The following is a 25,278-nucleotide window of genomic DNA, read 5'->3' as shown; positions in this document are numbered from 1 at the left end:
AAGTGCGGAGTGAAAGTGATTTTCAGAGGTGGTGATTTTGCCCGTCTGAGCCACCCGAAAGCACTTGTTCTCTCCTGTCAACCCCTCAAGTATGCTGTACGATGTCCCCTCCCCTACCCACGGCTACATGCCCGTCGTCCTCGTATTCTGGCTGTACGTCGGGGTGACGCTCGCCATCACGCTTGCCATCACCTTCGCGCTGGGGGCCGTTGGCGTTCCCTTCAACATTGGAGTCCTGGTGTTCGTCGGGGTCGGCATCCTTCTGCTCCCGGTGTTCCTCCCCAAGTTCCGACAACGATTGCCGGGACGAGTCGAGGCGGAGTGAAGACGGCTGGAACTTCGATTGTTTCTTGGTAGATTTGAACCTCGGTCGCTAGTGCTCCCAAATTCAATCTGAGTTGAGTGCCATCAGAAAGTAGTAGGTTCGAGCAGATGTTGAACCACGGTCGCTCGCTCTGCTCGCTCCCTGGTTCAAACTGCCCTCACGTCAAAACGTCACTCAGCGCAGCCGACTCGCTGCGCTCGTCGGATTTGCGCTGAGATAAGTGAGTGGGTTCGGGCAGATTTGAACTGCCGATCTCCTCCATGTCAAGGAGGTGTCATAACCAGCCTAGACCACGAACCCTTGCTGGTGTGCTTCCAACTGCATTCCTTCGTAACCCGCCGGGGTAATTGAAGGTTTCGAATCGGGAGCGAATACACCGCCGCCGGAGTGCGTTTTTCTCCTACCATTCCTCGAACCACGACGAATCACGATTCTCCCGCCTCGAAGACACAATTCTCGCCAGCGATGCGCACACGCCTCACCAGTGCCATCGACGACACGGCGACACGCTTAAGTTGATGTACGAATTTGTACATTGTAAGACAAAGAAGTACATTGGTGATACAATGAGGGAATTTATCGAGCGTGTGACGGAGGGCGAGGACTTGACCATCGAACAGGCCAGAGAAGCGGCGACGCGCATCTTCGACGGCGCGACGGAGGCGCAGATGGGGGCGCTGCTCACCGCGCTCCGGGCCAAGGGCGAGACGGAGGACGAGATCGCGGGCTTCGCACAGGGCATGCGAGAGGCCGCACTCACCATCGAACCGGCACGAAACGGCAAGCCGCTCGTGGACACCTGTGGGACCGGCGGCGACGACTACGACACCATCAACGTCTCCACGACGAGTGCCGTCGTGGCCTCGGGCGCGGGCGTCGCCATCGCGAAACACGGCAACTACTCCGTCTCCTCGTCGTCGGGGAGTGCGGACGTGCTCGAAACGCTCGGCGTGAACGTGAAGGCAGACCCCGCGGACGTGGAGGCGGCCATCGAACGCGACGGCATCGGCTTCATGCTCGCGCAGGTGTTCCACCCGGCGATGAAGGCCGTCATCGGCCCACGCCGCGAACTCGGCATCCGGACCATCTTCAACGTCCTCGGACCGCTCACCAACCCTGCCGGGGCCGACGCACAGGTCATCGGCGTCTACGACCCCGACCTCGTACCCGTCATCGCCCGCGCTCTCTCGCACATGGACGTCGAACGCGCACTCGTCGTCCACGGCGCTGGTCTCGACGAAATCGCCATCCACGACGAGACAGTCGTCGCGGAGGTCACGGGCGAGGACATCGAGGAGTACACCATCACGCCCGCCGACCTCGGCCTCGAGGCACACCCAATCGAAGCCGTCGCCGGGAGCACGCCCGAAGCCAACGCCCGCGACCTCGAGGGCATCGTCGCAGGCGAGGTTACGGGCGCGAAACGTGACATCATCCTCGCGAACGCTGGCGCGGCAATCTACATCTCCGGGGAGGCCACGTCGCTCGAAGCCGGCGTCGACCGCGCACGCGAGGCCATCGACTCCGGTGCCGCGCTGGAAAAACTGAACAAACTCCGCCAGACTGTGGTGGCATGACGCGGGTGAAAATCTGCGGACTCACGACAGAAGACGACCTGCAGGCCGCAGTTACGGCGGGTGCGGACGCCGTCGGCTTCATCTGTGACGTCCCAGTCGAGACACCTCGCGAAGTCGACCCGCACGAAGCAGCAACGCTCGCCCAGGCGACGCCGCCGTTCGTCACCAGCGTGCTCGTCACCATGCCGGAATCCGTCGACCGGGTTTGTTCCCTCGTCGCCCGGGTCGAACCGGACGCGGTCCAACTCCACACGACACTCACTCCCGACGAAGTGGGCGAAATCAGTCGCCGGACGAACGTCACCGTCGTCCAGCGCGTAGAGGCGGACGACGCCCGCGTACCGAAGTACGCTGCCGTCGCGGACGCGCTCCTCGTCGATTCCGTCGACGAGCAGGGCGCGGGCGGTACGGGAACCACCGCAGACTGGTCACAGACCGCTGGCCTCGTCGCGTCTATCGACGCACCGGTCGTCCTCGCAGGTGGCCTCACGCCCGTGAACGTCGCGACGGCCATCGACCAGGTCAGCCCGTTCGCCGTCGATGTCGCGAGCGGCGTCGAGACGAGACCGGGCCACAAGGACCACGAGAAATTACACGCCTTTGTCCGCGCCACCCACCGGCAGGTGATGGTTCGGTGACGACCCGTTCGCTCACGCGCGATGCATTCGTCGCGCTCGCAGCAGAGGAGCGCCCTGCGGTTGTGCGACTCGCCGTCGAACTGGACGCGAACATCGACCCGCTCGCTGCGCACGCGGAACTCGCAGAGGGCGACTACTCGTTCCTCCTCGAAAGCGCAGAGAAGGTCGCCTCGAGCGACCCAGCCGGCGCGTTTTCCCCAGACACCGACGACCGCCACGCCCGCTACTCCTTCGTGGGCTACGACCCAGACGGTGTCGTGACGATTTCGCCAAACGAAGCTACGACAGAAGGGTTCGACGGCGCACTTGCCTCGCTCTCGCCGCCGGGTGAGGGAGACGTCCTCGACACACTACGTGAAACGCTCCCTGACCTCCCGCTTCGCGGCTTCGAGGCCGCTGGCCGCCAGCACCTTCAGGGCGGGTTGGTCGGGTTCATCTCGTACGATGCGGTGTACGACCTCTGGCTGGACGAAGTGGGCGTCGAACGACCCGCGTGCCCACTGCCGGACGCACAGTTCGTTCTCTCTACGAAGACGGTCGTCTTCGACCACGCAGAGGAGTCGATTTCGCTGGTGTTCACGCCGGTCGTCACTCCGGACACCGACGCTGGAGACCTCTACGACGACCTCGTCGCGGAGGCGGCCCGCGTCGAATCCCGCCTGCAAGCGGCGGACGCCGTCTCCCTTGGTCGGTTCACCCGCGAAGACGAACACGCAGACCCACGCGACGAGTACGAGGCGGCCGTCGACCGGGCGAAAGAACACGTCCTCGACGGCGACATCTATCAGGGCGTCATCTCCCGAAAGCGCGAACTCACGGGCGACGTGGACCCGAAGGCGCTCTACGCCGCGCTTCGAGAGGTCAACCCTTCGCCCTACATGTACCTCCTGCGTGCGGGCGACCTGAGCGTCGTCGGCGCGAGTCCGGAGACGCTCGTCTCTGTCAGCGGCGATACCGTCGTGAGCAACCCCATCGCGGGGACGTGCGGGCGCGGTGGGAGTCCCGGCGAGGACCGCCGACTAGCCGGCGAGATGCTCGCGGACGACAAGGAACGGGCGGAGCACACGATGCTCGTGGACCTCGCGCGAAACGACGTCCGCCGGGTGGCAGAACCCGGGTCCGTCCGGGTCGAGGAGTTCATGAACGTCCTCAAATATTCCCACGTCCAGCACATCGAGAGCACCGTCACGGGACGGTTGGCTCCCGAGTACGACGCCTTCGACGCGACGCGGGCGTCCTTCCCGGCGGGAACGCTCTCCGGTGCGCCCAAAGTCCGGGCGATGGAACTCATCCACGACCTCGAAGCCGGGCCGCGCGGCCTCTACGGCGGCGGCGTCGGCTACTACTCGTGGACGGGAGACGCGGACTTCGCCATCGTCATTCGGACGGCGACCATCGACCACGGGGAGACAGACCGGGTGACGATTCAGGCTGGCGCTGGCATCGTCGCCGACTCGGACCCGGCGAGCGAGTACGAGGAGACAGAAAAGAAGATGGGCGGCGTCCTCGCCGCCATCGAGCGGCTCGAACTGCCTGAGGTGACGCCATGACCGAGGTGCTGTTCGTCGATAACTTCGACTCGTTCACCTACAACCTCGTCGAGTACGTGAGCACGCACGCGGAGACGACGGTCGTGAAGAATACAGTCTCTCTCGACGAAATTCGGGCCGCAGACCCGGACGCCCTGATTCTCAGTCCGGGGCCGGGGCACCCGAAAAACGAGCGTGACGTGGGGGTCACGCGAGCGGTGCTTCGGGAACTGAGCCCCGAGATTCCGACGCTCGGCGTCTGTCTGGGGCTCGAAGCCGCCGTCTACGAGTACGGCGGGGAGATCGGTCGTGCGCCATTTCCCGTCCACGGGAAAGCCTCGGCCATCTCGCACGACGGGGCGGGGGTCTTTTCGGGGCTACCGCAGGGCTTTCGCGCCGGGCGCTATCACTCGCTCGTCGCGACTGCGGTGCCAGACTGTTTTACCGTGGCTGCGCGGTCGGACGACGACCTCGTGATGGGCGTCAGGCACACCGAGTATCCACTCGAGTGTGTGCAGTTTCATCCGGAAAGCGTGCTCACCGAACGGGGTCACGACGTCATCGAGAACTTTCTCGCGGGCGTTTAGAGGAAGACGCCGAGCACCCAGAGTATCGCCACCGCGCCGATGGCGAGCAGGAGAAGTTTCCAGGCGATGTGAAGGAGCACCCGACCCACGAGTACCATCGCTGCCAGTAACACGAGCGTCATGAGCAGCGCCGGCGGCGACGTGAAGCCTTCGAGCGCGAGTGGAATCATGATACGACCGGTATGAGATGGCGACGGATAATCGTATGGGCTGAAAACCCCCCATCGTTTCTGCTGAACCATCCCCTCACTCTGCCGATTATTCGCGAAATGATTCACTTTCACCCCGGTCTGGTGAGGGTTATTAGTGTCACACGCGTACCTACAGGTGGAGCCAAAATCAGCAACATCTCCCGCAATGGAGGTGTGAAATAAACAGCTGAGTTACAACTTCCCAATTGCCCTGAAAATCGCGAATGCCAAAGGGTTATTTGGGTGGACTCAGTACAAAATCGCCGTTACAAATGTCGCGTATGATGCCACACTTTGAAAGTCGTATCGCCCGACAGAGTGCCTCTGTCGGTTGTCGAGGGGAGTTATGAGCCGCGCAAACCTCTCCGCCGACGAGATTACCCTGCCACGAAAACGAACCGATGGTGAGACGCTCGCAGACCGGATGACCGCGAATGCGTACAACAACATCTTGCCTGCTCGATACCTTCGCAAGGACGCAAACGGGGACCTCATTGAGACCCAGGAGGACCTGTTCGTCCGCGTCGCGAAGAACATCGCACTCGCAGAAGCCGTCTACGAGGCCGAAAACCGCGGAATCGAACTCACCGCCCGCCCCGAGCAGCTGAAGCCCCGCCACCCCCGCCGCGACGAGCTCGCCGCGGAAGTGTTCGGTGACGGGACAAAAGCCACGGACGACGTAACGGTCGTCCTCACCGAGCGCAACGTCAACAAGTTCGACTACGATACCATCGTCCCGGAACTCCCTGCAGAAATCAAGGAGACGGTCGAATCCGTCCGCACCGAGTTCCAGGACCTGATGGAGGGGCTCAATTTCATCCCGAACTCGCCGACACTGATGAACGCGGGCGACGAACTCCAGCAACTCTCTGCCTGTTTCGTCGATTCGCCCGCAGACGACCTCACGGACATCCACAAGACGGCCATGGAGGCCGCAGAAGTGTTCCAGTCTGGCGGCGGCATGGGGTACGCCTTCTGGCAACTCCGCCCGTACGGTGACGCAGTCGGTTCGACCGGCGGCATCGCCTCCGGTCCGATCACGTTCATGCGGACGTTCGACCAGATGTGCGAGACCATCGCGCAGGGTGGGACGCGCCGTGGCGCACAGATGGGCGTCATGCGCGTCAGTCACCCGGACGTCATCGAATTTCTCCACGCGAAGAACAAGGACGTCTCGCTCGCGGTCACGCTCCGTCTCAACGACCCAGACGACTACACGTACACGAGCTTCAACGAGGCGCTCGAAGAAGCTCGCACCCTCATCGACGAGGAAGGGCGGGTGCCAAAGCACCTGCGCAACGCCGTCGAGGGCCATCTTTCTAATTTCAACATCTCGGTGGGCATCACCGACGACTTCATGGACGCACTCTACAACGAGGAGGAGTTCGTCTTCACCAACCCACGCACCGAACAGCCACACATCGCCACGAAAGAGACCAAGGAGATGTACGACCGCTACGGTCTCGGTCACTACGTCACCCCTGGCGAGGAACTCAAGATTCCGGCCGTCGAAATCTGGGACCACATCATCGACGGGTCGTGGGAGAACGGCGAACCCGGCGTCATCTACTTAGAGCGCGTCAACAAGGAGCACTCCTTCGACGTCGAGAAACACCCAGACCACCGCATCCTCGCGACGAATCCATGCGGCGAACAGCCGCTCGAAGAATACGAGGCGTGTAACCTCGGCCACATCAATCTCTCTACCATCGCCGACCTCGACGCGCCCGACTGGCGCGTCTGGTACGACGAGCACGGCGAGAACTACGGCTCGACCGAGGAGGCCATGCAGGCGTTCCTCGCCGACGCCATCGACTGGGACGAGTTCGACCACCGCATCGAGTGGGGGACGCGCTTCCTCGAAAACGTCGTCACCATGTCCGACTTCCCGGTGCCGAAAATCGAAGAGAAGGTCCGCAACATGCGGAAAATCGGCCTCGGCGTCATGGGTCTCGCCCAACTCTACATCCAGCTTGGCATCCGCTACGGCTCTGAGGAGGGCAACGAACTCGTCCGCCAGCTCATGATGCACATCAACCACGGCTCGAAGTGGGCCTCCCACGAACTCGCGGAAGACCGCGGGTCGTTCAACGACTGGGGAGATTCGAAGTACGCGAACCCGACCGAGTACCGCGACTGGTTCGAACACCACACCGGCCTCTCGGCCGACGAGTGGGCAGACGGCTTCTCAATTCGCAACCACAACACGACGACAGTCGCCCCGACCGGGACGACTTCCATGGTCGGCAACACGACCGGAGGCATCGAGCCAATCTACAACGTCGCCTACTTCAAGAACGTCTCCGACGACGTGCAGGGCGACGAGATGCTCGTCGAGTTCGACGACTACTTCCTGCGCGTTTTGGAGGCAAACGACATCGACGCCGAGGTCGTACAGGAGGAAGCAGTCGAGCAGATGCAAAGCAACACCTTCGAGGGCGTCACGTCGCTCTCGACGGTCCCTGACGCGATTGGCGAACTGTTCGTCGTCACCGCAGACCTCACCGGCCTCGAACACGCAGGCGTCCAGTGTGCCGCACAGGCTGGCGTGGACTCGGCGATTTCGAAGACCTGCAACTTCCCGAACTCCGCGAGCAAGGAAGACATGGACGAGGTGTACCGCTACATCTACGACAACGGCGGGAAGGGCGTCACCGTCTACCGCGACGGCACCCGCAGCAAGCAGGTGCTCACGACGCGGGCGAAGAACGCAGACTTCGCCGACGACGACGAGGCCGCAGAAGCCATCGTCGAGCAGATTACGGAGGTCTTCGGGTCGATGGAGGAGTTCTTAGACCACGAGGAGGTCAAAGCCGCACTCGACGCGCAACTCGACTCCGTCGCCGCCTCGGCCGCGAAGGGCAACCTCTACGCCGAGAAGCGCCCGCGCCCGGACGTCCTCTACGGCGTCACCCAGCGCATTTCGACCGGCTACGGCAAACTGTACGTCAACATCAACGAGGACGAACAGGGCCGACCGTTCGAACTGTTCGCGAACATCGGCAACTCTGGCGGGTTCACCGCGAGCTTCACCGAGTCGCTCGCGAAGACCGTCTCCACCGCCCTGCGTTCGGGCGTCGACCCAGAAGAGATTGCTGGCGAACTGAAAGGCATCCGCTCGCCGAAAATCGCCTGGGACAAGGGCGAACAGATTCAGTCCATCCCGGACGCCATCGGCACCGCGATGCGCCGGTATCTGGACGGCGAAATCGACAAGACCTACCCACAGCAGCGCAACCTCGCCGAGATTGCAAAAGAGAGCGCGCCACAAGCCGACGACACGGAGACCGACGGTGGCGCAGCCGCGAAGCCAGCCGACGACGACGCGACGCAGTCGCTCATCGACGCCGGCGAGAGTCCGGAGTGTCCCGACTGTGGCTCGATGACGCTCTACTTCTCTGAAGGCTGCAAGACCTGCGAATCCTGTGGCTGGTCCGAGTGCAGTTAAGCGAACCATAGCGGAACGCGACTTCTCCAATTTTTCTCACGCCGTGACTGGCAAGGCGTGGCCTGCTATCGTTAAGCGGCAACCAGAATGACGGTCGGAAACGCGGATTCTCGATTGTTTACAACCGCTCTACCGACGAAATTTGAATGTTGTCAATAGGTCTAACAGAGTCCCTGTGCGTCACTCCAGAGCGGTCTGATTCGAAACGGTGGGCGAGATTAGTTGTTCTGCCGGAATTTAGTGTTGCTGTGACCGACTAACTGACTGGCCGGTCCGGTCAAACCCGCCGAGTGATAGTGTTTCCGACACTATTAGTTAGTAATCCAACAAGTTTTTACAGTTGGCTCTTTGACATCGGTTCATGCCCTCCCCCCGCAGTTCGTCTCCCTCCAATAGCACCCGCCGCAGGCTCCTTTCGCTCACGGGGTCTGCGATTCTCGGGTCGCTCGCTGGCTGTGTTGACCGCGTTCCCTTGTTTTCGGACAGGGACACGGAATCGAAGCCGACGACTGGCAACCCCCAGACAGACCTCGAACCACGACCGGAGACGGAAACGGGGACGCCCGAGCCCGAACTCGCGCTCCACACCGAATACAATTCCCGAGAGCGGTTTGGGTCGCCCGGCGACTCGTTCGACGACTTCGAAGACCTCTCGTCGTGGCAGGCGGTCGAAGGCAAACTCTCGGTGGACACAGAAACGTACGTCACCGGGTCCCAGAGCATGCGAGTGACTGGTCCGGCGGACGAGAAAGCGGTTTTCGACCGCCACCTCGAAACGCCGCTGAACCTGGCCGAAAACGACCTGTCGTTCGAGTTTCGCTCGGAGAACCCGGGGAAAGTGGCCGTGCTCGTCTACGCCTACGACGCCGACGACAACTGGGCGGTGCTCGAACTCCGGAGCGTCACCTACCGGCCACCGGACGTCGGCTGGTTCCGGACGTGTCCAGGCGTGTTCAAGACGAGCGAGACGGACCCCGACCTCTCGCAGGTCGAACGCCTCCACGTCGAGGTCATCAACACCGCAGACACGGACACGAACTCGTGGCTGGACGACATGCGCGTCGTCCCGAAGGCGGACACCGGCTACGTCGTACTGAGTTGGGACGACGGCTTCACCAACTTCTACGAGCAGGGTGCGCCGCTGCACGACGAATACGACGTGCCTGCGGTTCACGCCTATCCACCCTACGCAGAGGAGTCGCCCGGCGTCTCGTTCATGACCGAAGCACAGATTCGCGAACGACAGGAGGCAGGCGACGAAATCGTCTCCCACGCGACCATCCAGAAGCGATTCTCCGAGATTTCGCCCGACCGCCTCGCGGAGAAACTCGAACGCAACAAGCAGTGGCTCGTCGACCGCGAGTTCGAGGGAGCGGACTTCATCGTCTACCCGGCAAACGACTTCGACCGGGCCGCCCTCGACACCATCTCCGAGTACCACTACATGGGTGGAATGAATCAGTCGGGAAGTACCAACACGACGGGCGTCTACGGCTTCGACCCGCTCGTCCTCCCGCGAACCATCGGCCACGACCTCGACATCTCGAAGCGGGCAGTCGATATGGCCGCCGCGCACAACCAGTGTGCAATCCTCAACTTCCATCACTTCAAGAAACGGCACACGATGCCGGTTGCGGACTACGAAAAACTCCTCCAGCACATCACGGAGAAGCAGGGCATCGAGGTGATTACCTTCTCCGACCTGTGGGAGTTGCGAAAAACTGGCCCCTGACTGTGCTCACTTGACCGTGACCCACGTCAGGAAGACGAGCGCGACGAACTGCAGCGCACGCAGGACGGCGACCGCCCCTTGAACCGTCGGGTCGGAGCCGTAGAACATCTGCATGGTGAAGAAGAAATACAGCGCCATGGCGTTCTCTACGAGCATCACCGCGCCGAAGGCGATGAGGCCGAGGATGGTGTTCGTCCGGAACGTCCGGTAGTTGCGCGCCCACACGAAGGTGAGCGCCGCGAGCAGGAGAATGTTGAGTCCTGCGAGCGTGCTTGCGATCAGTAGTTCAGTTCCCATTGCCATCGTGAGTCACTCCATTTGGTCGGTGATTCGTTCGAATGTGTCCCGGTGGTGCTCGAACTGGTCCGTGAGGAAGTAGAGCGCACCGTAGCCGTCTCCGCCCGGTTCGACGACGCCGTGTTCGACCAGCATGTCGAGGTGGTGGCGTATCGTGTTGTAGTCCACGTCGAGTTCCGTCGAGAGTTGGTTCGCGTTGTGGGGGCGTTCTGAGAGGGTTCTGATGATGCGGACGCGGTTTGCGCCCCCTCGCATGCCCACGAGCAGGTACCACAGCACCTTTTCCATCGGTCGTCTACAGGGTGTTCAGTTGGTGGCAACGACAAAAGTCTCTCTCATCTGACTGTCTGGGAGACCCAGCCGCTTGGCCCACTCGGGAAGGCGGGAAGTTCTTCGCGCGACTGGACCGTCCCGTCCCCGGCCACAACTCGCGCAGTGACCCGGTGTTGGGAACCGGGGTGGTCGTAGGTGTAGGTCCACTGTCGCCAGACGTCCTCGCCGGGGAGCGGTTCGGAAAGCGTCGCCTGCTCCCAATTTCCGCCACCCGTGGTGACCTCGACAGCTGAAATGTCCCTGAGGCCGGCGTAGGCGTGGCCGCCGACGGTCACGGTCCCGTCGCCGTTATCGTTCACGAGCCAGAGTTTCGCCACGAGATTTACGGGACCGGTGCCGTGCCAGCCGCGTTCTTCCCAGTAGCCGTCTACCTGTTTGTCGAGGAATTCGATTTCTGTGAGCCACTTGACGTTGACTTCGCCCCAGTGGCCCGGAATGAGCACTCTGACGGGCGCACCGTGACTCCGCGGCAGTGGATTGCCGTTCATCCCGTATGCGAGGAACCCAGTGCGCAGGGCGGCAATCGGGAACTCGACGTAGTAGCCGTCTCCGGCGTGGAGCATCGCGCACTCACACCCCGACGCGGGCGTCACGCGGTCGAGGATGGGCGCGAGCGGTGTCCCGGTCCAGAGGGCGGTGTCCATCTTCTGTCCGTTGAGCGAGTCGCCGACACACCGGAGGGTGACGAACCGCTGTTCGACGGGGAGCGCCCGCAAGTCGTCGTACGTGATGGTCAGGTCCTCGTCGACCGCGCCGGTGAGTGTGAGCGACCACTCCTCTTGGGCCAGTCGAGGATTCACCGCGGCGATATCCACCTCGTAGAACGACGTGCTTACGAGGGGTTCGAGTCCGGCCACGGCGAGCGATTTCACTTCAGCCTCGGCGAGGAGCGTTTGAATCTCCTGGGTCTGGTCCGGGGTGAGACCAAGTGGTTGGTCCGCCGTCTCGTCTGCGTCACGCGACCCGAGGACGTACGAGAGGAGGGAGAAGCCAGCCACGCCGGCGATGGCAGTTAGCACACGTCTGCGAGCCCGTGAGTCTGCCCCACTGGTCGAGACGCCCGATTCGGTGAGTGCGAGGACGGCGGCTGCCGGAATCGCCGCGGCGAGGGCGAGAACCGGTTCGGCGGTGAGCAGCGTGACGGCCGCCCACGTCAGGCCGAGGGCCGTGGTCACGGAAACGAACCTGCTTCGCTGACGCCACCCGGTCGCCAGCGCGGCGGCCGAGAGACACGCAATGAGGAGGACTGCGAGGGTTATGGCGGCAAAGAGGTTCAGTTTCTGGCCGAGGTCCCCGAGGACGACGATGGCGAACGTGACGAGCGATGCCGGCGCGACCCGCGAAAGTGTCGCTTCGAGTGGTGCTCCCACGAACCCGGGGGTAAAGCCAGCGGCTGCGTACGACCCCGCCACGGCCGCGACGCCCGCGAGCAGGACGCGGGCGATACCAATGCGAACCAGTCGACTTCGTGGGAGCAGATTCATCGGCGATTAGCTCCGGATGCGTGCGACGACCAGCGCGACGCCAATGAGGGCTACGAGGGCGACGCCGATGGCTGCGGTCGGACTGAGCAGTCCGCCGGCCGACTCGTCCATGTCGTCACCGGACATGTCGTCGCCAGCCATCTCGTCTTCGGTCATGTCCTCAGCCATGTCTCCGTCGGTCATAGCGTCGTCGGACATGGTCTCATCTGACATACTGTCGTCCGTCATCGAGTCGTCAGACATGTTGTCCTCGCTCATCTCGTCGTCAGTCATATTGTCGTCGGTCATGTTGTCTTCCTGGGCGAAGGTTGCCTCCGTCGCCGCGCCGACACCGCCAACGGTGAGGGCGATTGCGACGAGGAGAATTCCTACCGCTGTCACGAGTTTCTGCATGGTCAGGTGAACAGAGCATTTGGGGGTGTATACGGATTTTTCAAACTCTGGACAAACTTATTCTAGAATTTCTTCCGATTCCACGACACAACGCTCAAGCGCCTCGCGCGGGGAGTGAATGTATGGCGCAGGAAGTCGGCGGCCGCCCGTGTCCGCTCTGTGAAGAGCCGATGTACCACCGCCACTGCAAATACGTCTGTCCGAATCACGGCGTCATCTACGACTGTGCGGACACCTTCTGGTAGCTACTCGGCTGCATGCAGGCGTCTCAAGAGCGGCCCGGCGACGAGCAGGAAGGCGAGGGCCGCCGCGCCAAGCACAACCGGAAGCCCGACTCCCGAGACGCCTTCTGTCGTGAGTGTCTCCATCGAATTCCCAGCGAGGACGCCCGCAATCGCCCACGGAGCCTCACCGACGAGCGTTCCGACGACGAACGGCCACGTTCTGACTCCGGCGAGGCCCGCACTGTAGGAGATGATGTCCGTCGGGATGGGGATGAGTCGCGAGGCGATGACCCCGCGTGTCTCGCCCGTCGCGGAGAAGAACTGCGACCCCACGTCGCGGGCCTTCCCGATGATGCCATTCTCTGGGAAGTACCGTGCGAGGAAGAACGGCGGGACGGCGGTCACCACGATTCCGACCAGCGCGATGGGGATGCCCACCGTGACACCGTAGACGTAGCCGACGACGATGGAGAGCGGTGTGACCGGCCAGGCGACGAGCGGTCGAAGGAGATAGGCGAGCGCGAGAACGACGGCGAAGCGCACCGGGTCGTCTGTGAGTCGGGCGAACGCAGTGAACAACTCGCGCGGAGAGAAGACGAGCGAGGCGACGAGGATGGCGCTCCCCACGAGCGCGATGCCCACGAGTTGCCGGCGCGTCGCCCGGTCCATGTCGGTTCTCTGCCGGAACGGGGTAAACCAGTTTTGGCTCACCGGTTTGCTTTTTACCGTTTCGCGTGAACGACGAGTGTGCCCACACGCGATACGGTCGAACTCGGGGTGGAACTCCTCTCGAAGCTCGAACTGGAGGAACTCACGCTCGCCGAGGCGATAGACCGCATCGAAACCATCACGACGAACCCGGCGACGACGCGCGAGATTCTGGACATCGCGGAGATGCGCGGCGTCATCGAGCGCGACGGGACGCTTCTCAGACCGCAGAGTGGCAACTACGTCAAATTCGAGAGTGAGGTCGTCACGAAGGAGGGGGAATTCACCTGCCGACGGTGCAACGCGGCTATCACGACGGGTTACTTTATCAAGATGCAGGCGGGAGAACTCGGGCCGTTTGGTTCCTCGTGTATCCGGAAGGTCACCGGCCGCGACTGAGTTCGTCGATGAGCTGTTCTATGAGTGCCTGCTGCTGTTCTAAGAGTGCGCTCTGCTGTTCTACGGCCGCTGTCAGTGCTTCGAGTTGTGCCTGAACGTCGTCTGCGTCAGCTGCGGGCGCTGCAACCTCGGTCGGTGGGGATTCGTCGGATTCCGCCTCGCGGTCACCGAACATCGCCGTGACCTGTCGTTGGTCGTCCGGTGATTCGCTCTCGGTTTCAGCCGCCTCGGCGCGGCCACTGCCGAGGGGTTTCAGCCCACTCTCTTCGAAGTCGTCTTCGATGGACTCGTGGGTCGGTTCCTGTTCATCAGGCGCGACCTGCGCGTTGAACGCTTCGAGCGTGGGCACGTCGTAGTAGTCGAACAGCTCCGATTCGAGCGTCTGACGAACGAGCCGTGCCTTCTCGTTCGGGCACTTGATGCGCTCGGGTCTGCCCGCACGCGAGAGGACGATTGTCGTGGCGACGCTCCCGTCTTCGAACGAGAGGCCGGTCAACTCGTCGAAGAGATAGTCATCGAACTCTGCGTCCCAGACCGCCTGCCCGACGTGCTTGACCAGGCGCTTGCTCGTGATGACGAGCGTAAGTTCGCTAAACCGATAGGCGGCGGCGAGCGTCTCGTCTGCGTCCATCACGCCGGCGGCAGCGAGGATGCCCGCGAGCAGCGGCTGGAGGATGTCGTCGGTTCGCTTCCCGGGCACCGTGAACGACTCCGTCCGGTCTACGTACTCCAGTTCGAAGGTGTCCTTTCGCCGCCCGCTCGCGACGGCGAGGCGGTCTACGTCGTGGCCGAACTCCGTGACGGATTCGTCGCTGAGGAGGCCCTCCGCGCGGTAGACGAGCGTGCGCGTCGGGGTGACGTAGACCCGGTCGTCACCCCCGAGGTGGACGTTGGCCGTGACCTGCTCGTCCCCGAGGTGTTGGTGGACGAGGTCTGGCAGATTCATGGTAATTCATGTGATGGAATAGGTATAAAACCGCATGATGACTCGGGTGAAGATGAGAAGCTTAAAGAAGTCCCTCCTGCTACGGAAAAATGAGCCCGGGTGGCTTAGCTGGACATAGCGCCGCACTCATAGGGTTACGAGATTCGGTGCGGAGCCTTGGAAGCTCCCGACATGTTCCCGGAGGCTTTGCCGAGCCTCTAACCTGGGACATGCGGAGATCGAGGGTTCGGAGCCCTCCCCGGGCACTTTTCACCTTCGCGACTCACTCCCGTGAGTCGCAACTCCGTGAAAAGGTGGTCGGCAGACGTGGAGAACCCGTAGGCTACTCACGAGCATCGCGAGTGAGTAGTAAGGAGCAGTTTGCTGCGACCGAAGTTCGGAGCCCCCTTCTCACCCGAACGAGGGGCCGTCGTTGACCAACGGCCCGAATTCGTCGATTGGAACGCCTTCCATCGTCTGGAGGCTGAGGCCGTGACGCCGGGCAATCATCGCCAGGTCGAACGCCGAGGCGCGGTCGGGGGCCTCGTAGATGCAGAGGAAGTCGTAGTCGCCGAGCAGGGCGAGGGTCGTCTCGATTTCGATGGGCGAGGTTTCGGTCTCGCGGTAAATCTCACCCCACGACGACGCGAGTTCTTGCATGTTCTGGTAGTCCTTGTCGATGACGTCGACGAGCGAAACCCAGGTGGGCATGTGTTAGTCTCACACTAACAGACGTAAAAATAATTTGGGCGGCTTGGAGAACAATCCTCAGTGACGACCGGTCGGCTCACCCGACCAGTCTAAGTTGCTGTGGTGTGGTTCCGGTTACGCGTTCGATGACGCCCTCGTTTTCGAGGTCTAGTTTCACCCTCGTCACGAACCAGAGGACAGAGCCGTCGAACGCCTCGCCGATGTGGGCGTCCACGTCGTCGACGAGTTCGGTGAAGGTCAAGGCTCCGTGTTCGCCGAGGCAGGCTTTGATCGCGTCGCGCACTGCCCCGTATTTCTCGTCGTCGATACTTGCGTCGTCACGGTCGAAGTTGGGATACTGCGTGGAGATTGGTTGGTGCATGCTAGCACAGATGCTATCCGAGATAATAGACGTGACTGCTGTAGAGGCACCGTCGTTGTCACAATAGCACTCGATGGATATATATTCGAAAATAAATAATCGAAAATAAATTCATTATTTTAACGAAATTTAAGACGGGCCGCTGTGAGCGCTCCGTATGGACGTTTCCAGGCGGTCGTGGTTGAAACGCATCGGTGCGGTCGGAACTGGCGCGGTGCTCAGTAGTTCGCTCGCTTCGGCGGCGACGAAGCCGTCCGTCGATTGGCGACCTGCGGATTCCTCGAACTACACGAACACGTCTCGGACGGCGGCGGACATCGACTGGGTGGTCGTCCACACCATCGAGGGGAGCGACGAGACTGGCATCTCTGTTTTCCAGGACCCGGATTCGAACGTGAGCGCCCACTACGTCGTCGGCGACGATGGCTATCAGGCTCAGTGTGTCTACGACGAGGACGAGGCGTGGCACGCGGGCAACAGCGATTACAACGCCCAGTCCATCGGCATCGAGCACGGCGGTTATGCCAGCCAGTCGAGTTTCCCGGACGTGCAGTATCAGGCGTCGGCTGAAATCTGCGCGTACGTCTGTGATGCCTACGACATCCCGAAAGAACACGTCGCCGGCATCCCCGACTGCAACGCCGCGGGCGGCGGCATCATTGGCCACGACCAGGTCCCGGACCCGTACAACTGCTCGCAGGGTGGCGGCGCGAGCAACCACACGGACCCCGGTGACAATTGGGACTGGGATTACTACATGGAACTCGTCGGCGGGACGAACAACGGCGGTGGCGGGTCGTACAGTTGGCCAACGTACTCCTACGGTGACCAGGCGGAGGCCGTCTACTCGATTCAGTATCTCCTCGAAGACCACGGCTACGCGCTTCAGTATCACGATGGCATCTACGGCTCCGAAGTCGAGAGCACCGTCGAACAGTTCCAGGCCGACACCGGCCTCGCGGTCGATGGAATCTGCGGACCGAACACGTGGGAACAGCTCTACGTGGTCGTCTCCGGGCCGAACGACGACCCGTACTGGGCGACCTACGGCGCACAGCACCACCTCAAGCACGGCGAGGGCTATTCCATCGCCGTCGACGGCTACTACGGCGCAGAGACAGAGGGCGCAATCGAGGACTTCCAGTCGAGCGCTGGACTGACCGTAGACGGCGTCGTCGGCCACGACACCTGGCAGGCGCTCGTCGACATCTAAGCAGGCGATTTTTCTCCCACTGGCGCGTGGCACCGACCATGCACATCCGCCTCGCCACGCCGGCCGACGCACCGGAAGTGGCCGCCATCTACGCGCCGATGGTCCGCGAGACCACGGTCTCCTTCGAAACCGACCCACCCACGGAAACCGAGATGCGCGTTCGCATCGAGAAAACGCTCCCGGGCCACCCGTGGCTCGTGTGCGAAGGTGACGGCGGGACGATTCTCGGCTACGCCTACGCGGGCACTCACAACTCGCGTGAAGCCTATCAGTGGACAGTCAACGTCTCCGTGTACGTCCACGAGGACGCCCGTGGGCAGGGACTGGACCGGCGCCTCTACGAGACGCTGTTCGAAATTCTCCGTCTCCAGGGGTTCTACACGGCGTTCGCCATCATCACTGTCCCGAACGATGCGAGCGTCGCGCTCCACGAGTCGCTGGGCTTCGAATCGGTCGGTGTCATCGAATCGGCCGGCTACAAACACGGCGGCTGGCACGACGTCTCCTATTGGCGGCGCACGCTCACCGTCCCACTCGACGACCCGACGCCACCGCGCTCGCTCGACCAGCTTGATTCCGCCGTACTCGACGGGATCCTCGACACGCCAACGTCCTGAGTCCGGCAGGGTATGTTGTGCTGATCGCTGTGCGGCACTGTCGCACACTTTCTCTATATTTCTGTCGTTTCGAGGTCCGAACGTGCGTATCTGGCGAAGACCGCCTTTTTGTGGCCTTCAGACGACACATTGGCGCGTCTGAGCTTATGAACTTATTTAAACAATTCCGGCTACGTTTAATACCTCGTGAAGAGATTAGACAGTTGGCGCGGGAGTCCGATTGTTATACTTCCCCCCTAGCATCCTTCCCCCCGACTCCCCGCGTCCACTATTGTACGTCGAAGCGTGCCTTCCAGTCGGCGACGAGGTCGTTTGCGGCCGTTTCTGTCGCGACCATCTCGTGTCTGTAGTGTTCGCCCTCCGGTGCCTGAATCAGGCGGTCGAACGAGACGGCCCAGTCGCCCGCTCTCGTTTGTCTGAGACTGATGGTGGCGTAGCCGTCGTCACGCCGCCACTCGCGTTTGCTCCCGATAGGGTCGCGTTCGGTCCAGCTCATACCTATTCCTATGCAGTCACTAAGGTAAGCCCCGCGAACCGAATACGCTCTTTAGGCTCCGCCGCCTACCTCGACCGATGCCCTCCCACCCGTCGGACTACCGAGTCATTCGGTCTCTCGCGGTCACGGCCAACGATGTCGTGATGGCCTACGAGACCAACCGGTCCCGTCGTGACCAGCAGGCGGTCATCAGAGTCACGCCGCCGTTTAATGGTCGGATGCGGGCGCGACTTCACCTCGTCCGGCACGGAGACACCTACGATTCAGCCAGTGTCGAACCGCTCCACATCGACCCCGCCGCGCTCGTCACCAACCCGCACGCTTACCCGCATGCGACGGACACAGAAGCCGAACTCAGAGCCGACCCATCGACGCCGTACTCGGTCGACGCCCACTACGAGTACCACCGAAACGCCATTTCAGCGTGGCGCAGTGCCGTTTCCAGTCGGATTGGGGAAACAGTCACGCTTTCTGGTAGGCACGGCCCACACACCGTTCTCGTGAAGGTTCTTGGAAAGGAATCCGGCAATGTAGAATAATTGGTTCTCCACGGGCTTTGAAGGTTTTAGTCCATTTTTAGGGAGTCATGAAACGTTTTCAGACTGTTTTCTCAGCGTGAAATGGGCGAAAACTGTCCAAACGCTCCACCCATTATATGCTACCTCCTATCGTAGACATGTGTGAGGTAATTGGGGTGTCCTCCATGAACGAATCCGCCATGAATGATAACAGGTCCTCACTCGCCGCCCGCCCCGACGCGGGCGACTCCGGAGACCCGACTGCATCGCTCGCAACCGTATCCGCGAAGTACAGAGACGAACTCGTCCGCTCGTTCGAGGCTGTGGCCTTCTGGTCAGCAATCGCACTTCCCTTCCTCCACGTGCCATTGCTCGTTGACGGACTCGACACGCCTCCAAAGCAGGTCGCGTTCGCCGCCCTCCTCGTCCTCAACGTCGTGATGCTCGTCGTGGGCCATTCCCACCACGACCGCGAACGCTGAGGATTTATTCCCGTTCGGGAGCAATTTCCGAGCATGGACCTCGACGTCGTCCCGCTCGGCCGTACCGGTTTACACGTTTCAGAAGTCGCCTTCGGGACGTGGCGCTTCGGTCGTGAGAACGACCGCGGCGACATCGAAGTGGGCGAAGACCGCGCCCACGAACTGTTAGACGCCTACGCAGAGCACGGCGGCCGCTTTATCGATACTGCAGACATCTACGGTGATGGCCGGGCAGAGGAGTATATCGGCGACTGGCTCGCGGGTCGCGACCGCGAGGAGTTCACTATCGCCTCGAAGATTTACTGGCCGACCCGCCAGGACCCGAACGGCCGCGGGCTGAACCGAAAGCACATCCGAAAGGAGATCAACCGGATTTTAGAGCGTCTCGGAACGAGTTTCGTGGACATCCTCTACATCCACCGCTGGGACGACGACACTCCGCCCGAGCAGTTCATGCGAACCCTGAACGGCCTCGTCGAAGACGGGAAGGTAAACCACCTCGGCACCTCCACGTTCGAACCGAACGCCTGGAAGGTCACCCGCGCGAACGAAATCGCAGACCGGCGGGGCTACGAACCGTTCACCGTCGCTCAACCGCGATACAACCTCGTCAACCGGGAAATCGAGGGGAACTATCTGGAGATGGCCTCTCACTACGGGCTCGCTATCGTCCCGTGGAGTCCGCTCGCCGGCGGGTTCCTCTCTGGAAAATACAAACGAACCGAGGAACCGCCCGAGGGAACTCGTGGCGCGACCGACTCCCAGTTCGCGGACACCTACCTCACGAGCGCGAACTTCGACGTGATGGAGGAAGTCTCTGAGGTCGCCCGCGAAGTCGGCACGTCACCGGTCGCGGTCAGTCTCGCCTGGTTGCTTCACCACGACGCGGTGACGGCTCCGATTATCGGCGCACGCACCGTAGAGCAGTTAGAAGAGAACCTCGCGGCCACCGACATCACCCTCTCGCGGACGCAGTTCGAACGCCTCGCAAACGCGAAATAACGGTTATCCTGTTCCCGAACCAACGTATTGGGGATGAACACGTCTTCGATGGATTCGATCGTCGAAAAGCTCCTCTCGGCTGCAACCGTGTCGTCGGTGTACGGTGAACCGGTCGAACACGGTGAAAAGACCGTGATTCCGGTCGCCCGCATCGCCTTCGGCTTCGGCGGTGGCTACGGGTCGAGTGAGGAACACGAAGCGGACGACGAGGAGGCGACCGAACACGAGACTGAGGAGGGTGGCGGTGCTGGCGGCGGTGTCGTCGCGATGCCCCTCGGCGTCGTGGAAATCACGGAGGCGGACACACGATTCATTCGATTCAGCGACCGAAAACGCGCCGCGAGAAACCTTATCCTCGGGATATTCATTGGGCTCCTGCTCAGCCGCAGCTTGCGAAGGCGAAGTTAGTAGCCGTGGCATCACACTTCGACACCGTTGACCGAATCAGTGTGAGCTCCTGTCTGGATACTATTTTGAGGTGGTGCGCAGCATGACTAGCTGATTCCGATCGATTTTCTAGGTCGATTGTGCGTGGCTGTGTACACGTTGTACTACAGATATCCAAGATCGGACAGTCGATCCTCTATCTGATCGTCAAGCACATTGTCCACTTCACCCGTCCGATACGTAAGCGACTCGTACTCGTCATATTCGATGTCTTTGCGAACTAACTTTGACGGGACACGTCCTGTCATTCTCGTTGGTACGGGCACGTCTGCAGTTGCAAGCGTGATTGGAGCGACATCGATTAACTCTAAACTCCCGTTCCAGTCCAGATTGAACGCCGGGCCGCTCCCAATGAACACGCCCACCGTCTTGTGGTCGAACACATTGGTTTTGATGAATCTCTTCCCGAATAGTTTCGTTTTCACCGGATTGTTCATCTTGTTTGGATAGAACAAGATATCACACGCGCTATTGGTGTACGGTCCCGAGTAAACGTCTTCTCTCCGCACGACGCGTTCGAACGCCGATTCTCCATCGGGTGTTTCAATTGTAGATAATAACTCGATTATCTCGTCTCGAATCGTTTCGTATTCGTTCAGGTCTACGATACCACTCGCCTCTCTACCTTTGACATTTAGTCGAATACCTAGTTCGGAGCTGCTTCGGCAATAGGCAACCGATGATTCCACTTCGACGACGACCTCTATTGCCTTTTTTACGTTGTAGGGGAGCATCGAAAGCGTGATCTCCCCAAGTCCAACCCGCTGAAGCACTGCATACATCTGTCCCGGAGAGATGCCCATCCCCCGTAAGAGGCGTACCGTGTGTTGAATCGCAGTAGTGGTACTCTCAGTTCGGTCCGAGCGGTTCACCTGTGTCAACGTCTGCTTTGCCGAACGAAGCGAATGATCGTGACGGGTCGTTGTGGTTTCAACATATCCTGCGTCTCGAAGAATTTCGTTGATGTAGATTGTATAGCCGTTGGCCGGTCCGATGCCATGGTCTGAACAAACGATTATCGTATCATCAGTATCTACGATGCTCACTAACTCACCAACAAACTCGTCGGCTTTTTTGTAAACTTGGAGGAACTCCTCGTCCGTATCGAAATTATGAAATACCGCGTCCGTCTTTTGCACCTGGATGATTCCGACATCCCACTCGTAGTTCGTCAGCAGGTATTTTGCCGCCTTCGTTCGCATTTCTATCAGATTCACATAATCATTGAGTTTTTTCTCGGCATCGTTGCTCAATTCGTACTCGGCATAGATTCGATATGTTTCGCCGATTGCCTGACTAATCTCCGACCGAATATTCGCTGGATAACCCGGTGCTTTCTCGGGTGCAAGATAGCCTGGAACGATTACCCCATTAATTTCCTCAACTGGATGCGTAACTGGAAGATTCAATACAATGGACTGGCGGTTTTTTTTTCAGTTAAATAATTCCACAGTGCTGGTGCCCGGACATCATTTCGCGTTATCAGTGTTGACTCTGTTGGAGCCCTTGCATCATGAGAGAAAAAATCGTAGACACTGTGGTAGCTTGGATCTACGCCCGTGTACATCGAAGGCCAGGCGCTTCCCGTCCATGGCGGCATCGTCGACGCAAGCGGTGTCGCTACGCCTTTCGAACGGAGCGAAGCGAAATTGGGGAGTTCATCAGAAAACCTGTTTAAATACTCAAAGTCAAGTGCGTCGAATCCAAGAACGAGGATTTTTCCAGACATGTCAATTATTAATGTTCGACTGCTATCCGTATTAAGCTTTGGTAGATCCCCCCAAATCCGGTACTCCACGTTCAGGAAATAATGATATAATTATGTCTATTTGGGGATTTTTCAGCTATTCTATCATTAAACGTTGGTGATAAGCAATACAGAGATCTCTGCGGTGTGTTGCTACTCGGCTGTTTCGTTGCTCTGGGTAGTCCCCAACAGTTCGGTATGGATGTCCCGCCCCTTGAGCAGCAGGAAGCCGGTGAAGATGACGAGGAATCCGGCGGCAGTGTAGACGTCGATGACCTCGTCCAAGAACAGGAACCCACTGAGCGCCGCGAAGATGGGTGCGACGTAGGAGACGAGGTTGATTTCGACGGGGCCGAGGCGGTCTAACAGGTCGAAGTAGATGAGAAAGCCAATCGCACTCGCCACGAGGGAGAGGTACGCAAGTGCGAGCAGCCCCTCGTTCGTCCAGACGACGTCTCCGAGCGACTCGTTTGGGAGGGCGAGACTCACAGCGTGCATGAGCACGGCCCCACCGAGCATCGACCACGCCTCCATCGTCTCGATGGGGAGGTCTGCCTCGATGCGGCGGGTAAGCACGCTCCCGAAGGAAAATGAGAGCGCGGCGAGGAAGACGAGGAACTTCGCGACCACGTCCTCGGTGAGGAGGTTAGCAGGGTCTGGGCGTGCGAGGATGGTGACGCCGACGAGGGCGATGACCATGCCGACTACACCGGCGACGGTGAGGCGCTGACTCGGCAACAACGCACGAGCGAACGAGGTGGTCAGGATGGGTGAGAGGCTGATGATGACGGCGGCGGCGGCGCTCGTCGTTTGCGTCTCGCCGATGAACAGGAAGATGTGGTAGCCAGCGATGAGCAGGACTGCGCCGACGATTACGAGATACCACTCCTCGCGCGTCCGTGGAAGCCAGTGGTCGGTCACATACACGGCGTAGGCGAGCATGAACACCGCCGCGATGTCGTAGCGGAGGGCGGCGAACAGCACGGGTGGGAAGAAGTCGAGGCCCGCCTTGATAGCCATGAACGCAGACCCCCAGATTGCGGCGAGGACGACGAACAGCAGGAGATTCCGATAGCGCACACCGGTGATGGAGTGTCAGCGTGCCTCAACCTTTCGTTAGGGAACGCGCTCGCCGCGAAGTGCGATGAGGATGTCCTCGCGCGTGATGATGCCGACGAGGACGTTGTTTTCGACCACCGGGAGGCGATTGATGTCGCGCTCTACGTCGGTCACGAGGTCGATGATGTGGTCTAAGTCGTCGTCAGGGGAGACGGTCACCACGTCGGTGGTCATCACGTCCCTGATTGGCTTGCCTGCGTTCTTCACGAGGTCGATGTTCACGTCGAGTTCGTTCCACGAGAGGTCGAAGCCGTAGGTCTGGCTTTCGAGAAACGGTGGGAAGCCAATGGGAATCCAGAGGGTGCGGTGGGAGGGCTGGAAGATTTCGACGAGGTCGCCCTGCGTGACGATGCCGACGACGTGGTCCGCCTCGTCCACGACCGGGAAACCGTTGAAATCAGCCTGCGCGAGTCGCGTGAGTACGGAACTCACCTCGTCGTCTGGGTGGACCGTCTCTACGTCGGTCGTCATGATGTCGCGTGCGAGGAGTGCCATGTGCAAACACACATCTTCCGAGGCCGTAGTGGTTGCGGTACCCTGAAATATCAGTGAGCTATCCTAAAACACACATTTAAATCATCTGGGAACATACCAGCAGGCATGGCCGTGTACGGCCGATGCACCCTTCGTAACCTGTTCGACGATTCGCCCACGCCGCACATCGCACACCCTCCTCGCACTCACCATCGCCATTTTTACGTCGCGACTGATGGGTCCTACCGGGAGTCGGGTGGCGGGCTTGGGGTCGTCATCGAAACGCACGACGGCGAGCGCGTGGCTCGGCTTTCGGTGCCCGATTCGCCGCCGGACAACAACGTCGCCGAGTACCGGGCGCTCCACCTCGGACTCGACGTGCTCGCCGCGCGTGCGCCGCCGACGGCGCGGGTCGGCGTGCTCGTGGACCACGCGAATCTCGCGGCGAACGTGAACACGGCGACCATCCTCGCCCAAGACGCAAACTGGCTGCCACACCACCAGTTCACGATTCCGACCCGCGCAGAACACCACTGGCGGGGGATTCGAGCGCGCATCTGTGGGTTCGCGGAACTGCGCGCCGCCCAGATTTCCTCTGGCGACAACCCGGCGCACTCGCTTGCGAACGCGCCGGACCAGTACGGTCACGTCAATAACGAGCCACCGCGTTGCGTGCTGCCACAGCCCTTTGACGTGCCCCACTCCCCGAGCGAGACGGGCGTGCCGCCGCCGTCTCGCGCCGACCGTCACGCCGGAGATTAACCTATGACCTACGCCGAGGAACTCGACGTCCAGCGCGCCAGCAAAGACGAATTTTTCAAGCGACACCCACACTCGCCCATCCCGCACGACCAGCGCGAGGGGTTCCGTGGCCTGTCCTACTACGACCCGAACCCGGACCTCCGGTTCGTCGTCCCGCTCCACGAACACGAGGAAAAAGAAGAACTCTTGCTCGACACGAGCACCGAGGGCGTCCGCCAGTACCTCCGCTGGGGCGAGTTCCGCGTCGAAATCGACGGCGAGGAGGTTGCGATTCAGGCCTACCGAACCGACGAACACGAACAGCGCCTGTTCATCCCCTTCCGCGACCGGACGAGCGGCAACGAGACCTACGGCGCGGGTCGCTACCTCGATTTAGAGGGCGACGACCGCGACGGCGAGCAGTGGGTTCTCGATTTCAACCTCGCGTACAATCCGTACTGTGCGTACTCGGAGGCCTACGAGTGTCCGCTGCCACCGGGTGAAAACTGGCTGCAAGTGCCGGTGAAAGCCGGCGAGAAGAACTACGAACCGGCGTGAGC

General features: G+C 60.9%; 31 protein-coding genes and 2 tRNA genes. 18 read left to right on the top strand and 15 right to left on the bottom strand.

All coding sequences use genetic code 11. The features are described 5' to 3' along the window. The first annotated feature begins 91 nt into the window (after nt 1-91). The gene (locus tag P0648_RS13420) at nt 92-325 is read left to right on the top strand and encodes a hypothetical protein (protein WP_277504305.1); all 234 of its coding nucleotides are present in this window, start codon (nt 92-94) and stop codon (nt 323-325) included. 225 nt (nt 326-550) lie between these two features. Here P0648_RS13420 and P0648_RS13415 read toward each other — a convergent pair. Further along, nucleotides 551-625 (bottom strand) — tRNA-Val (locus P0648_RS13415). A gap of 266 nt (nt 626-891) precedes the next feature. On the opposite strand from P0648_RS13415, the gene trpD reads away from it, so the two are divergent. From trpD to trpG, 4 genes are read left to right on the top strand one after another with little or no spacing between them, the layout of a single operon-like run. Continuing rightward, the gene (gene trpD, locus P0648_RS13410) at nt 892-1,902 is read left to right on the top strand and encodes an anthranilate phosphoribosyltransferase (RefSeq protein WP_276246762.1); all 1,011 of its coding nucleotides are present in this window, start codon (nt 892-894) and stop codon (nt 1,900-1,902) included. Next, entirely contained in the window at nt 1,899-2,540 is a 642-nt protein-coding gene (locus tag P0648_RS13405; protein ID WP_277504304.1) for a phosphoribosylanthranilate isomerase, read from the top strand. The genes trpD and P0648_RS13405 overlap by 4 nt, the downstream gene beginning before the upstream one ends. Then, the gene (trpE, locus tag P0648_RS13400) at nt 2,537-4,090 is read left to right on the top strand and encodes an anthranilate synthase component I (RefSeq protein ID WP_277504303.1); all 1,554 of its coding nucleotides are present in this window, start codon (nt 2,537-2,539) and stop codon (nt 4,088-4,090) included. The genes P0648_RS13405 and trpE overlap by 4 nt, the downstream gene beginning before the upstream one ends. Then, nucleotides 4,087-4,656, top strand: a complete 570-nt coding sequence (gene trpG / locus P0648_RS13395) for an anthranilate synthase component II (protein ID WP_276246765.1) — start codon at nt 4,087-4,089, stop codon at nt 4,654-4,656. The genes trpE and trpG overlap by 4 nt, the downstream gene beginning before the upstream one ends. Here trpG and P0648_RS13390 read toward each other — a convergent pair. Then, nucleotides 4,653-4,826, bottom strand: a complete 174-nt coding sequence (locus P0648_RS13390; protein ID WP_277504302.1) for a hypothetical protein — start codon at nt 4,824-4,826, stop codon at nt 4,653-4,655. The two genes, trpG and P0648_RS13390, sit on opposite strands and share 4 nt — an antisense overlap. A gap of 367 nt (nt 4,827-5,193) precedes the next feature. Here P0648_RS13390 and P0648_RS13385 point away from each other — a divergent pair, with 367 nt between their 5' ends. Then, the gene (locus tag P0648_RS13385) at nt 5,194-8,295 is read left to right on the top strand and encodes an adenosylcobalamin-dependent ribonucleoside-diphosphate reductase (RefSeq protein WP_277504301.1); all 3,102 of its coding nucleotides are present in this window, start codon (nt 5,194-5,196) and stop codon (nt 8,293-8,295) included. Between the two features lie 361 nt (nt 8,296-8,656). Continuing rightward, nucleotides 8,657-10,027 (top strand): polysaccharide deacetylase family protein, encoded by a 1,371-nt coding sequence (locus P0648_RS13380; protein WP_277504300.1) that lies wholly within the window; start codon nt 8,657-8,659, stop codon nt 10,025-10,027. Between the two features lie 6 nt (nt 10,028-10,033). Here P0648_RS13380 and P0648_RS13375 read toward each other — a convergent pair whose 3' ends face one another. The 4 genes from P0648_RS13375 to P0648_RS13360 are packed head-to-tail and all read right to left on the bottom strand — an operon-like array spanning nt 10,034 to nt 12,534. Then, nucleotides 10,034-10,324 (bottom strand): hypothetical protein, encoded by a 291-nt coding sequence (locus P0648_RS13375; protein WP_369685111.1) that lies wholly within the window; start codon nt 10,322-10,324, stop codon nt 10,034-10,036. 12 nt (nt 10,325-10,336) lie between these two features. After that, nucleotides 10,337-10,612 carry a winged helix-turn-helix domain-containing protein gene (locus P0648_RS13370; protein ID WP_276246770.1) on the bottom strand — a complete coding sequence of 92 codons (276 nt, stop codon included), beginning with the start codon at nt 10,610-10,612 and terminating at the stop codon, nt 10,337-10,339. A 47-nt stretch (nt 10,613-10,659) separates the two neighbouring features. Then, on the bottom strand, nt 10,660-12,141 hold the full coding sequence (locus P0648_RS13365; protein ID WP_277504299.1) for a molybdopterin-dependent oxidoreductase: 1,482 nt from the start codon (nt 12,139-12,141) through the stop codon (nt 10,660-10,662). Nucleotides 12,142-12,147: 6 nt separating this feature from the next. Further along, nucleotides 12,148-12,534 (bottom strand): hypothetical protein, encoded by a 387-nt coding sequence (locus P0648_RS13360; protein WP_277504298.1) that lies wholly within the window; start codon nt 12,532-12,534, stop codon nt 12,148-12,150. 122 nt (nt 12,535-12,656) lie between these two features. On the opposite strand from P0648_RS13360, the gene P0648_RS13355 reads away from it, so the two are divergent. Next, nucleotides 12,657-12,779 carry an HVO_2523 family zinc finger protein gene (locus P0648_RS13355; RefSeq protein ID WP_276246773.1) on the top strand — a complete coding sequence of 41 codons (123 nt, stop codon included), beginning with the start codon at nt 12,657-12,659 and terminating at the stop codon, nt 12,777-12,779. Here P0648_RS13355 and P0648_RS13350 read toward each other — a convergent pair whose 3' ends face one another. Further along, nucleotides 12,780-13,427: a TVP38/TMEM64 family protein gene (locus P0648_RS13350; RefSeq protein ID WP_277504294.1), complete on the bottom strand. Its 648-nt coding sequence runs from the start codon at nt 13,425-13,427 to the stop codon at nt 12,780-12,782. 78 nt (nt 13,428-13,505) lie between these two features. Between P0648_RS13350 and P0648_RS13345 the strand changes: the two genes are divergently transcribed. Then, entirely contained in the window at nt 13,506-13,865 is a 360-nt protein-coding gene (locus P0648_RS13345; protein ID WP_277504292.1) for a DUF5830 family protein, read from the top strand. Here P0648_RS13345 and P0648_RS13340 read toward each other — a convergent pair. Continuing rightward, nucleotides 13,849-14,811, bottom strand: coding sequence for a hypothetical protein (locus P0648_RS13340; protein ID WP_277504290.1), 963 nt, complete (start codon nt 14,809-14,811; stop codon nt 13,849-13,851). The two genes, P0648_RS13345 and P0648_RS13340, sit on opposite strands and share 17 nt — an antisense overlap. A gap of 93 nt (nt 14,812-14,904) precedes the next feature. Here P0648_RS13340 and P0648_RS13335 point away from each other — a divergent pair. Continuing rightward, a tRNA-Met gene (locus P0648_RS13335) sits at nt 14,905-15,056 on the top strand. A gap of 145 nt (nt 15,057-15,201) precedes the next feature. Here the strand turns inward: P0648_RS13335 and P0648_RS13330 are convergent. Both P0648_RS13330 and P0648_RS13325 read right to left on the bottom strand, forming a co-directional pair. Then, on the bottom strand, nt 15,202-15,501 hold the full coding sequence (locus tag P0648_RS13330; RefSeq protein WP_277504288.1) for a GYD domain-containing protein: 300 nt from the start codon (nt 15,499-15,501) through the stop codon (nt 15,202-15,204). A 76-nt stretch (nt 15,502-15,577) separates the two neighbouring features. Next, on the bottom strand, nt 15,578-15,862 hold the full coding sequence (locus P0648_RS13325; RefSeq protein WP_277504287.1) for a hypothetical protein: 285 nt from the start codon (nt 15,860-15,862) through the stop codon (nt 15,578-15,580). Nucleotides 15,863-16,019: 157 nt separating this feature from the next. Here P0648_RS13325 and P0648_RS13320 point away from each other — a divergent pair, with 157 nt between their 5' ends. Both P0648_RS13320 and P0648_RS13315 read left to right on the top strand, forming a co-directional pair. Further along, nucleotides 16,020-17,075, top strand: a complete 1,056-nt coding sequence (locus tag P0648_RS13320; protein ID WP_277504286.1) for an N-acetylmuramoyl-L-alanine amidase — start codon at nt 16,020-16,022, stop codon at nt 17,073-17,075. A 38-nt stretch (nt 17,076-17,113) separates the two neighbouring features. Beyond that, nucleotides 17,114-17,692 (top strand): arsinothricin resistance N-acetyltransferase ArsN1 family B, encoded by a 579-nt coding sequence (locus P0648_RS13315; protein ID WP_277504285.1) that lies wholly within the window; start codon nt 17,114-17,116, stop codon nt 17,690-17,692. A 268-nt stretch (nt 17,693-17,960) separates the two neighbouring features. Here the strand turns inward: P0648_RS13315 and P0648_RS13310 are convergent, their stop codons facing one another. Continuing rightward, nucleotides 17,961-18,188, bottom strand: coding sequence for a hypothetical protein (locus P0648_RS13310; protein ID WP_276246781.1), 228 nt, complete (start codon nt 18,186-18,188; stop codon nt 17,961-17,963). A gap of 77 nt (nt 18,189-18,265) precedes the next feature. On the opposite strand from P0648_RS13310, the gene P0648_RS13305 reads away from it, so the two are divergent. The 4 genes from P0648_RS13305 (at nt 18,266) to P0648_RS13290 (ending at nt 20,598) form a co-directional block, all read left to right on the top strand. Beyond that, nucleotides 18,266-18,727, top strand: coding sequence for a hypothetical protein (locus tag P0648_RS13305; RefSeq protein WP_277504284.1), 462 nt, complete (start codon nt 18,266-18,268; stop codon nt 18,725-18,727). 179 nt (nt 18,728-18,906) lie between these two features. Next, nucleotides 18,907-19,188, top strand: coding sequence for a hypothetical protein (locus P0648_RS13300; RefSeq protein ID WP_276246783.1), 282 nt, complete (start codon nt 18,907-18,909; stop codon nt 19,186-19,188). A 33-nt stretch (nt 19,189-19,221) separates the two neighbouring features. After that, nucleotides 19,222-20,190, top strand: coding sequence for an aldo/keto reductase (locus P0648_RS13295; RefSeq protein WP_277504282.1), 969 nt, complete (start codon nt 19,222-19,224; stop codon nt 20,188-20,190). A 33-nt stretch (nt 20,191-20,223) separates the two neighbouring features. After that, complete coding sequence (locus tag P0648_RS13290) at nt 20,224-20,598, top strand: spore germination protein GerW family protein (protein WP_277504281.1); 375 nt, start codon at nt 20,224-20,226, stop codon at nt 20,596-20,598. A 143-nt stretch (nt 20,599-20,741) separates the two neighbouring features. Here the strand turns inward: P0648_RS13290 and P0648_RS13285 are convergent, their stop codons facing one another. The 4 genes from P0648_RS13285 to P0648_RS13270 all read right to left on the bottom strand — a co-directional run bounded on the left by P0648_RS13285 (nt 20,742) and on the right by P0648_RS13270 (nt 23,998). Continuing rightward, nucleotides 20,742-22,046, bottom strand: coding sequence for an alkaline phosphatase family protein (locus P0648_RS13285; RefSeq protein ID WP_277504280.1), 1,305 nt, complete (start codon nt 22,044-22,046; stop codon nt 20,742-20,744). Then, nucleotides 22,043-22,366, bottom strand: a complete 324-nt coding sequence (locus tag P0648_RS13280; RefSeq protein WP_277504279.1) for an alkaline phosphatase family protein — start codon at nt 22,364-22,366, stop codon at nt 22,043-22,045. Before P0648_RS13280 ends, P0648_RS13285 begins: the two co-directional genes overlap by 4 nt. A 171-nt stretch (nt 22,367-22,537) precedes the next feature. Further along, nucleotides 22,538-23,464: a DMT family transporter gene (locus P0648_RS13275; RefSeq protein ID WP_276246787.1), complete on the bottom strand. Its 927-nt coding sequence runs from the start codon at nt 23,462-23,464 to the stop codon at nt 22,538-22,540. A gap of 36 nt (nt 23,465-23,500) precedes the next feature. Then, on the bottom strand, nt 23,501-23,998 hold the full coding sequence (locus tag P0648_RS13270) for a CBS domain-containing protein (RefSeq protein ID WP_276246788.1): 498 nt from the start codon (nt 23,996-23,998) through the stop codon (nt 23,501-23,503). 105 nt (nt 23,999-24,103) lie between these two features. On the opposite strand from P0648_RS13270, the gene P0648_RS13265 reads away from it, so the two are divergent. Continuing rightward, nucleotides 24,104-24,739: a reverse transcriptase-like protein gene (locus P0648_RS13265; protein ID WP_277504277.1), complete on the top strand. Its 636-nt coding sequence runs from the start codon at nt 24,104-24,106 to the stop codon at nt 24,737-24,739. Nucleotides 24,740-24,742: 3 nt separating this feature from the next. After that, nucleotides 24,743-25,276 carry a DUF1684 domain-containing protein gene (locus tag P0648_RS13260; protein ID WP_276246790.1) on the top strand — a complete coding sequence of 178 codons (534 nt, stop codon included), beginning with the start codon at nt 24,743-24,745 and terminating at the stop codon, nt 25,274-25,276. The last annotated feature ends 2 nt before the right edge of the window (nt 25,277-25,278 follow it).

It is taken from the genome of Haladaptatus sp. DYSN1 (genome assembly GCF_029489995.1).
In the GTDB taxonomy this organism is placed as follows: Archaea; Halobacteriota; Halobacteria; order Halobacteriales; family Halococcaceae; genus QDMS2.
This window is presented reverse-complemented; position numbering and strand designations above follow the sequence as displayed.

Excerpts from the sequence above, each read along its gene's own strand:
- P0648_RS13420 (WP_277504305.1), top strand. The coding sequence starts at position 92 with ATGCTGTACGATGTCCCCTCCCCTACCCACGGCTACATGCCCGTCGTC.
- trpD (WP_276246762.1), top strand. The coding sequence starts at position 892 with ATGAGGGAATTTATCGAGCGTGTGACGGAGGGCGAGGACTTGACCATC.
- P0648_RS13405 (WP_277504304.1), top strand. The coding sequence starts at position 1,899 with ATGACGCGGGTGAAAATCTGCGGACTCACGACAGAAGACGACCTGCAG.
- trpG (WP_276246765.1), top strand. The coding sequence starts at position 4,087 with ATGACCGAGGTGCTGTTCGTCGATAACTTCGACTCGTTCACCTACAAC.
- P0648_RS13390 (WP_277504302.1), bottom strand. The coding sequence starts at position 4,826 with ATGATTCCACTCGCGCTCGAAGGCTTCACGTCGCCGCCGGCGCTGCTC.
- P0648_RS13385 (WP_277504301.1), top strand. The coding sequence starts at position 5,194 with ATGAGCCGCGCAAACCTCTCCGCCGACGAGATTACCCTGCCACGAAAA.
- P0648_RS13380 (WP_277504300.1), top strand. The coding sequence starts at position 8,657 with ATGCCCTCCCCCCGCAGTTCGTCTCCCTCCAATAGCACCCGCCGCAGG.
- P0648_RS13375 (WP_369685111.1), bottom strand. The coding sequence starts at position 10,324 with ATGGGAACTGAACTACTGATCGCAAGCACGCTCGCAGGACTCAACATT.
- P0648_RS13370 (WP_276246770.1), bottom strand. The coding sequence starts at position 10,612 with ATGGAAAAGGTGCTGTGGTACCTGCTCGTGGGCATGCGAGGGGGCGCA.
- P0648_RS13365 (WP_277504299.1), bottom strand. The coding sequence starts at position 12,141 with ATGAATCTGCTCCCACGAAGTCGACTGGTTCGCATTGGTATCGCCCGC.
- P0648_RS13360 (WP_277504298.1), bottom strand. The coding sequence starts at position 12,534 with ATGCAGAAACTCGTGACAGCGGTAGGAATTCTCCTCGTCGCAATCGCC.
- P0648_RS13355 (WP_276246773.1), top strand. The coding sequence starts at position 12,657 with ATGGCGCAGGAAGTCGGCGGCCGCCCGTGTCCGCTCTGTGAAGAGCCG.
- P0648_RS13350 (WP_277504294.1), bottom strand. The coding sequence starts at position 13,427 with ATGGACCGGGCGACGCGCCGGCAACTCGTGGGCATCGCGCTCGTGGGG.
- P0648_RS13340 (WP_277504290.1), bottom strand. The coding sequence starts at position 14,811 with ATGAATCTGCCAGACCTCGTCCACCAACACCTCGGGGACGAGCAGGTC.
- P0648_RS13330 (WP_277504288.1), bottom strand. The coding sequence starts at position 15,501 with ATGCCCACCTGGGTTTCGCTCGTCGACGTCATCGACAAGGACTACCAG.
- P0648_RS13325 (WP_277504287.1), bottom strand. The coding sequence starts at position 15,862 with ATGCACCAACCAATCTCCACGCAGTATCCCAACTTCGACCGTGACGAC.
- P0648_RS13320 (WP_277504286.1), top strand. The coding sequence starts at position 16,020 with ATGGACGTTTCCAGGCGGTCGTGGTTGAAACGCATCGGTGCGGTCGGA.
- P0648_RS13315 (WP_277504285.1), top strand. The coding sequence starts at position 17,114 with ATGCACATCCGCCTCGCCACGCCGGCCGACGCACCGGAAGTGGCCGCC.
- P0648_RS13310 (WP_276246781.1), bottom strand. The coding sequence starts at position 18,188 with ATGAGCTGGACCGAACGCGACCCTATCGGGAGCAAACGCGAGTGGCGG.
- P0648_RS13305 (WP_277504284.1), top strand. The coding sequence starts at position 18,266 with ATGCCCTCCCACCCGTCGGACTACCGAGTCATTCGGTCTCTCGCGGTC.
- P0648_RS13300 (WP_276246783.1), top strand. The coding sequence starts at position 18,907 with ATGAATGATAACAGGTCCTCACTCGCCGCCCGCCCCGACGCGGGCGAC.
- P0648_RS13295 (WP_277504282.1), top strand. The coding sequence starts at position 19,222 with ATGGACCTCGACGTCGTCCCGCTCGGCCGTACCGGTTTACACGTTTCA.
- P0648_RS13290 (WP_277504281.1), top strand. The coding sequence starts at position 20,224 with ATGAACACGTCTTCGATGGATTCGATCGTCGAAAAGCTCCTCTCGGCT.
- P0648_RS13280 (WP_277504279.1), bottom strand. The coding sequence starts at position 22,366 with ATGTCTGGAAAAATCCTCGTTCTTGGATTCGACGCACTTGACTTTGAG.
- P0648_RS13270 (WP_276246788.1), bottom strand. The coding sequence starts at position 23,998 with ATGGCACTCCTCGCACGCGACATCATGACGACCGACGTAGAGACGGTC.
- P0648_RS13265 (WP_277504277.1), top strand. The coding sequence starts at position 24,104 with ATGGCCGTGTACGGCCGATGCACCCTTCGTAACCTGTTCGACGATTCG.
- P0648_RS13260 (WP_276246790.1), top strand. The coding sequence starts at position 24,743 with ATGACCTACGCCGAGGAACTCGACGTCCAGCGCGCCAGCAAAGACGAA.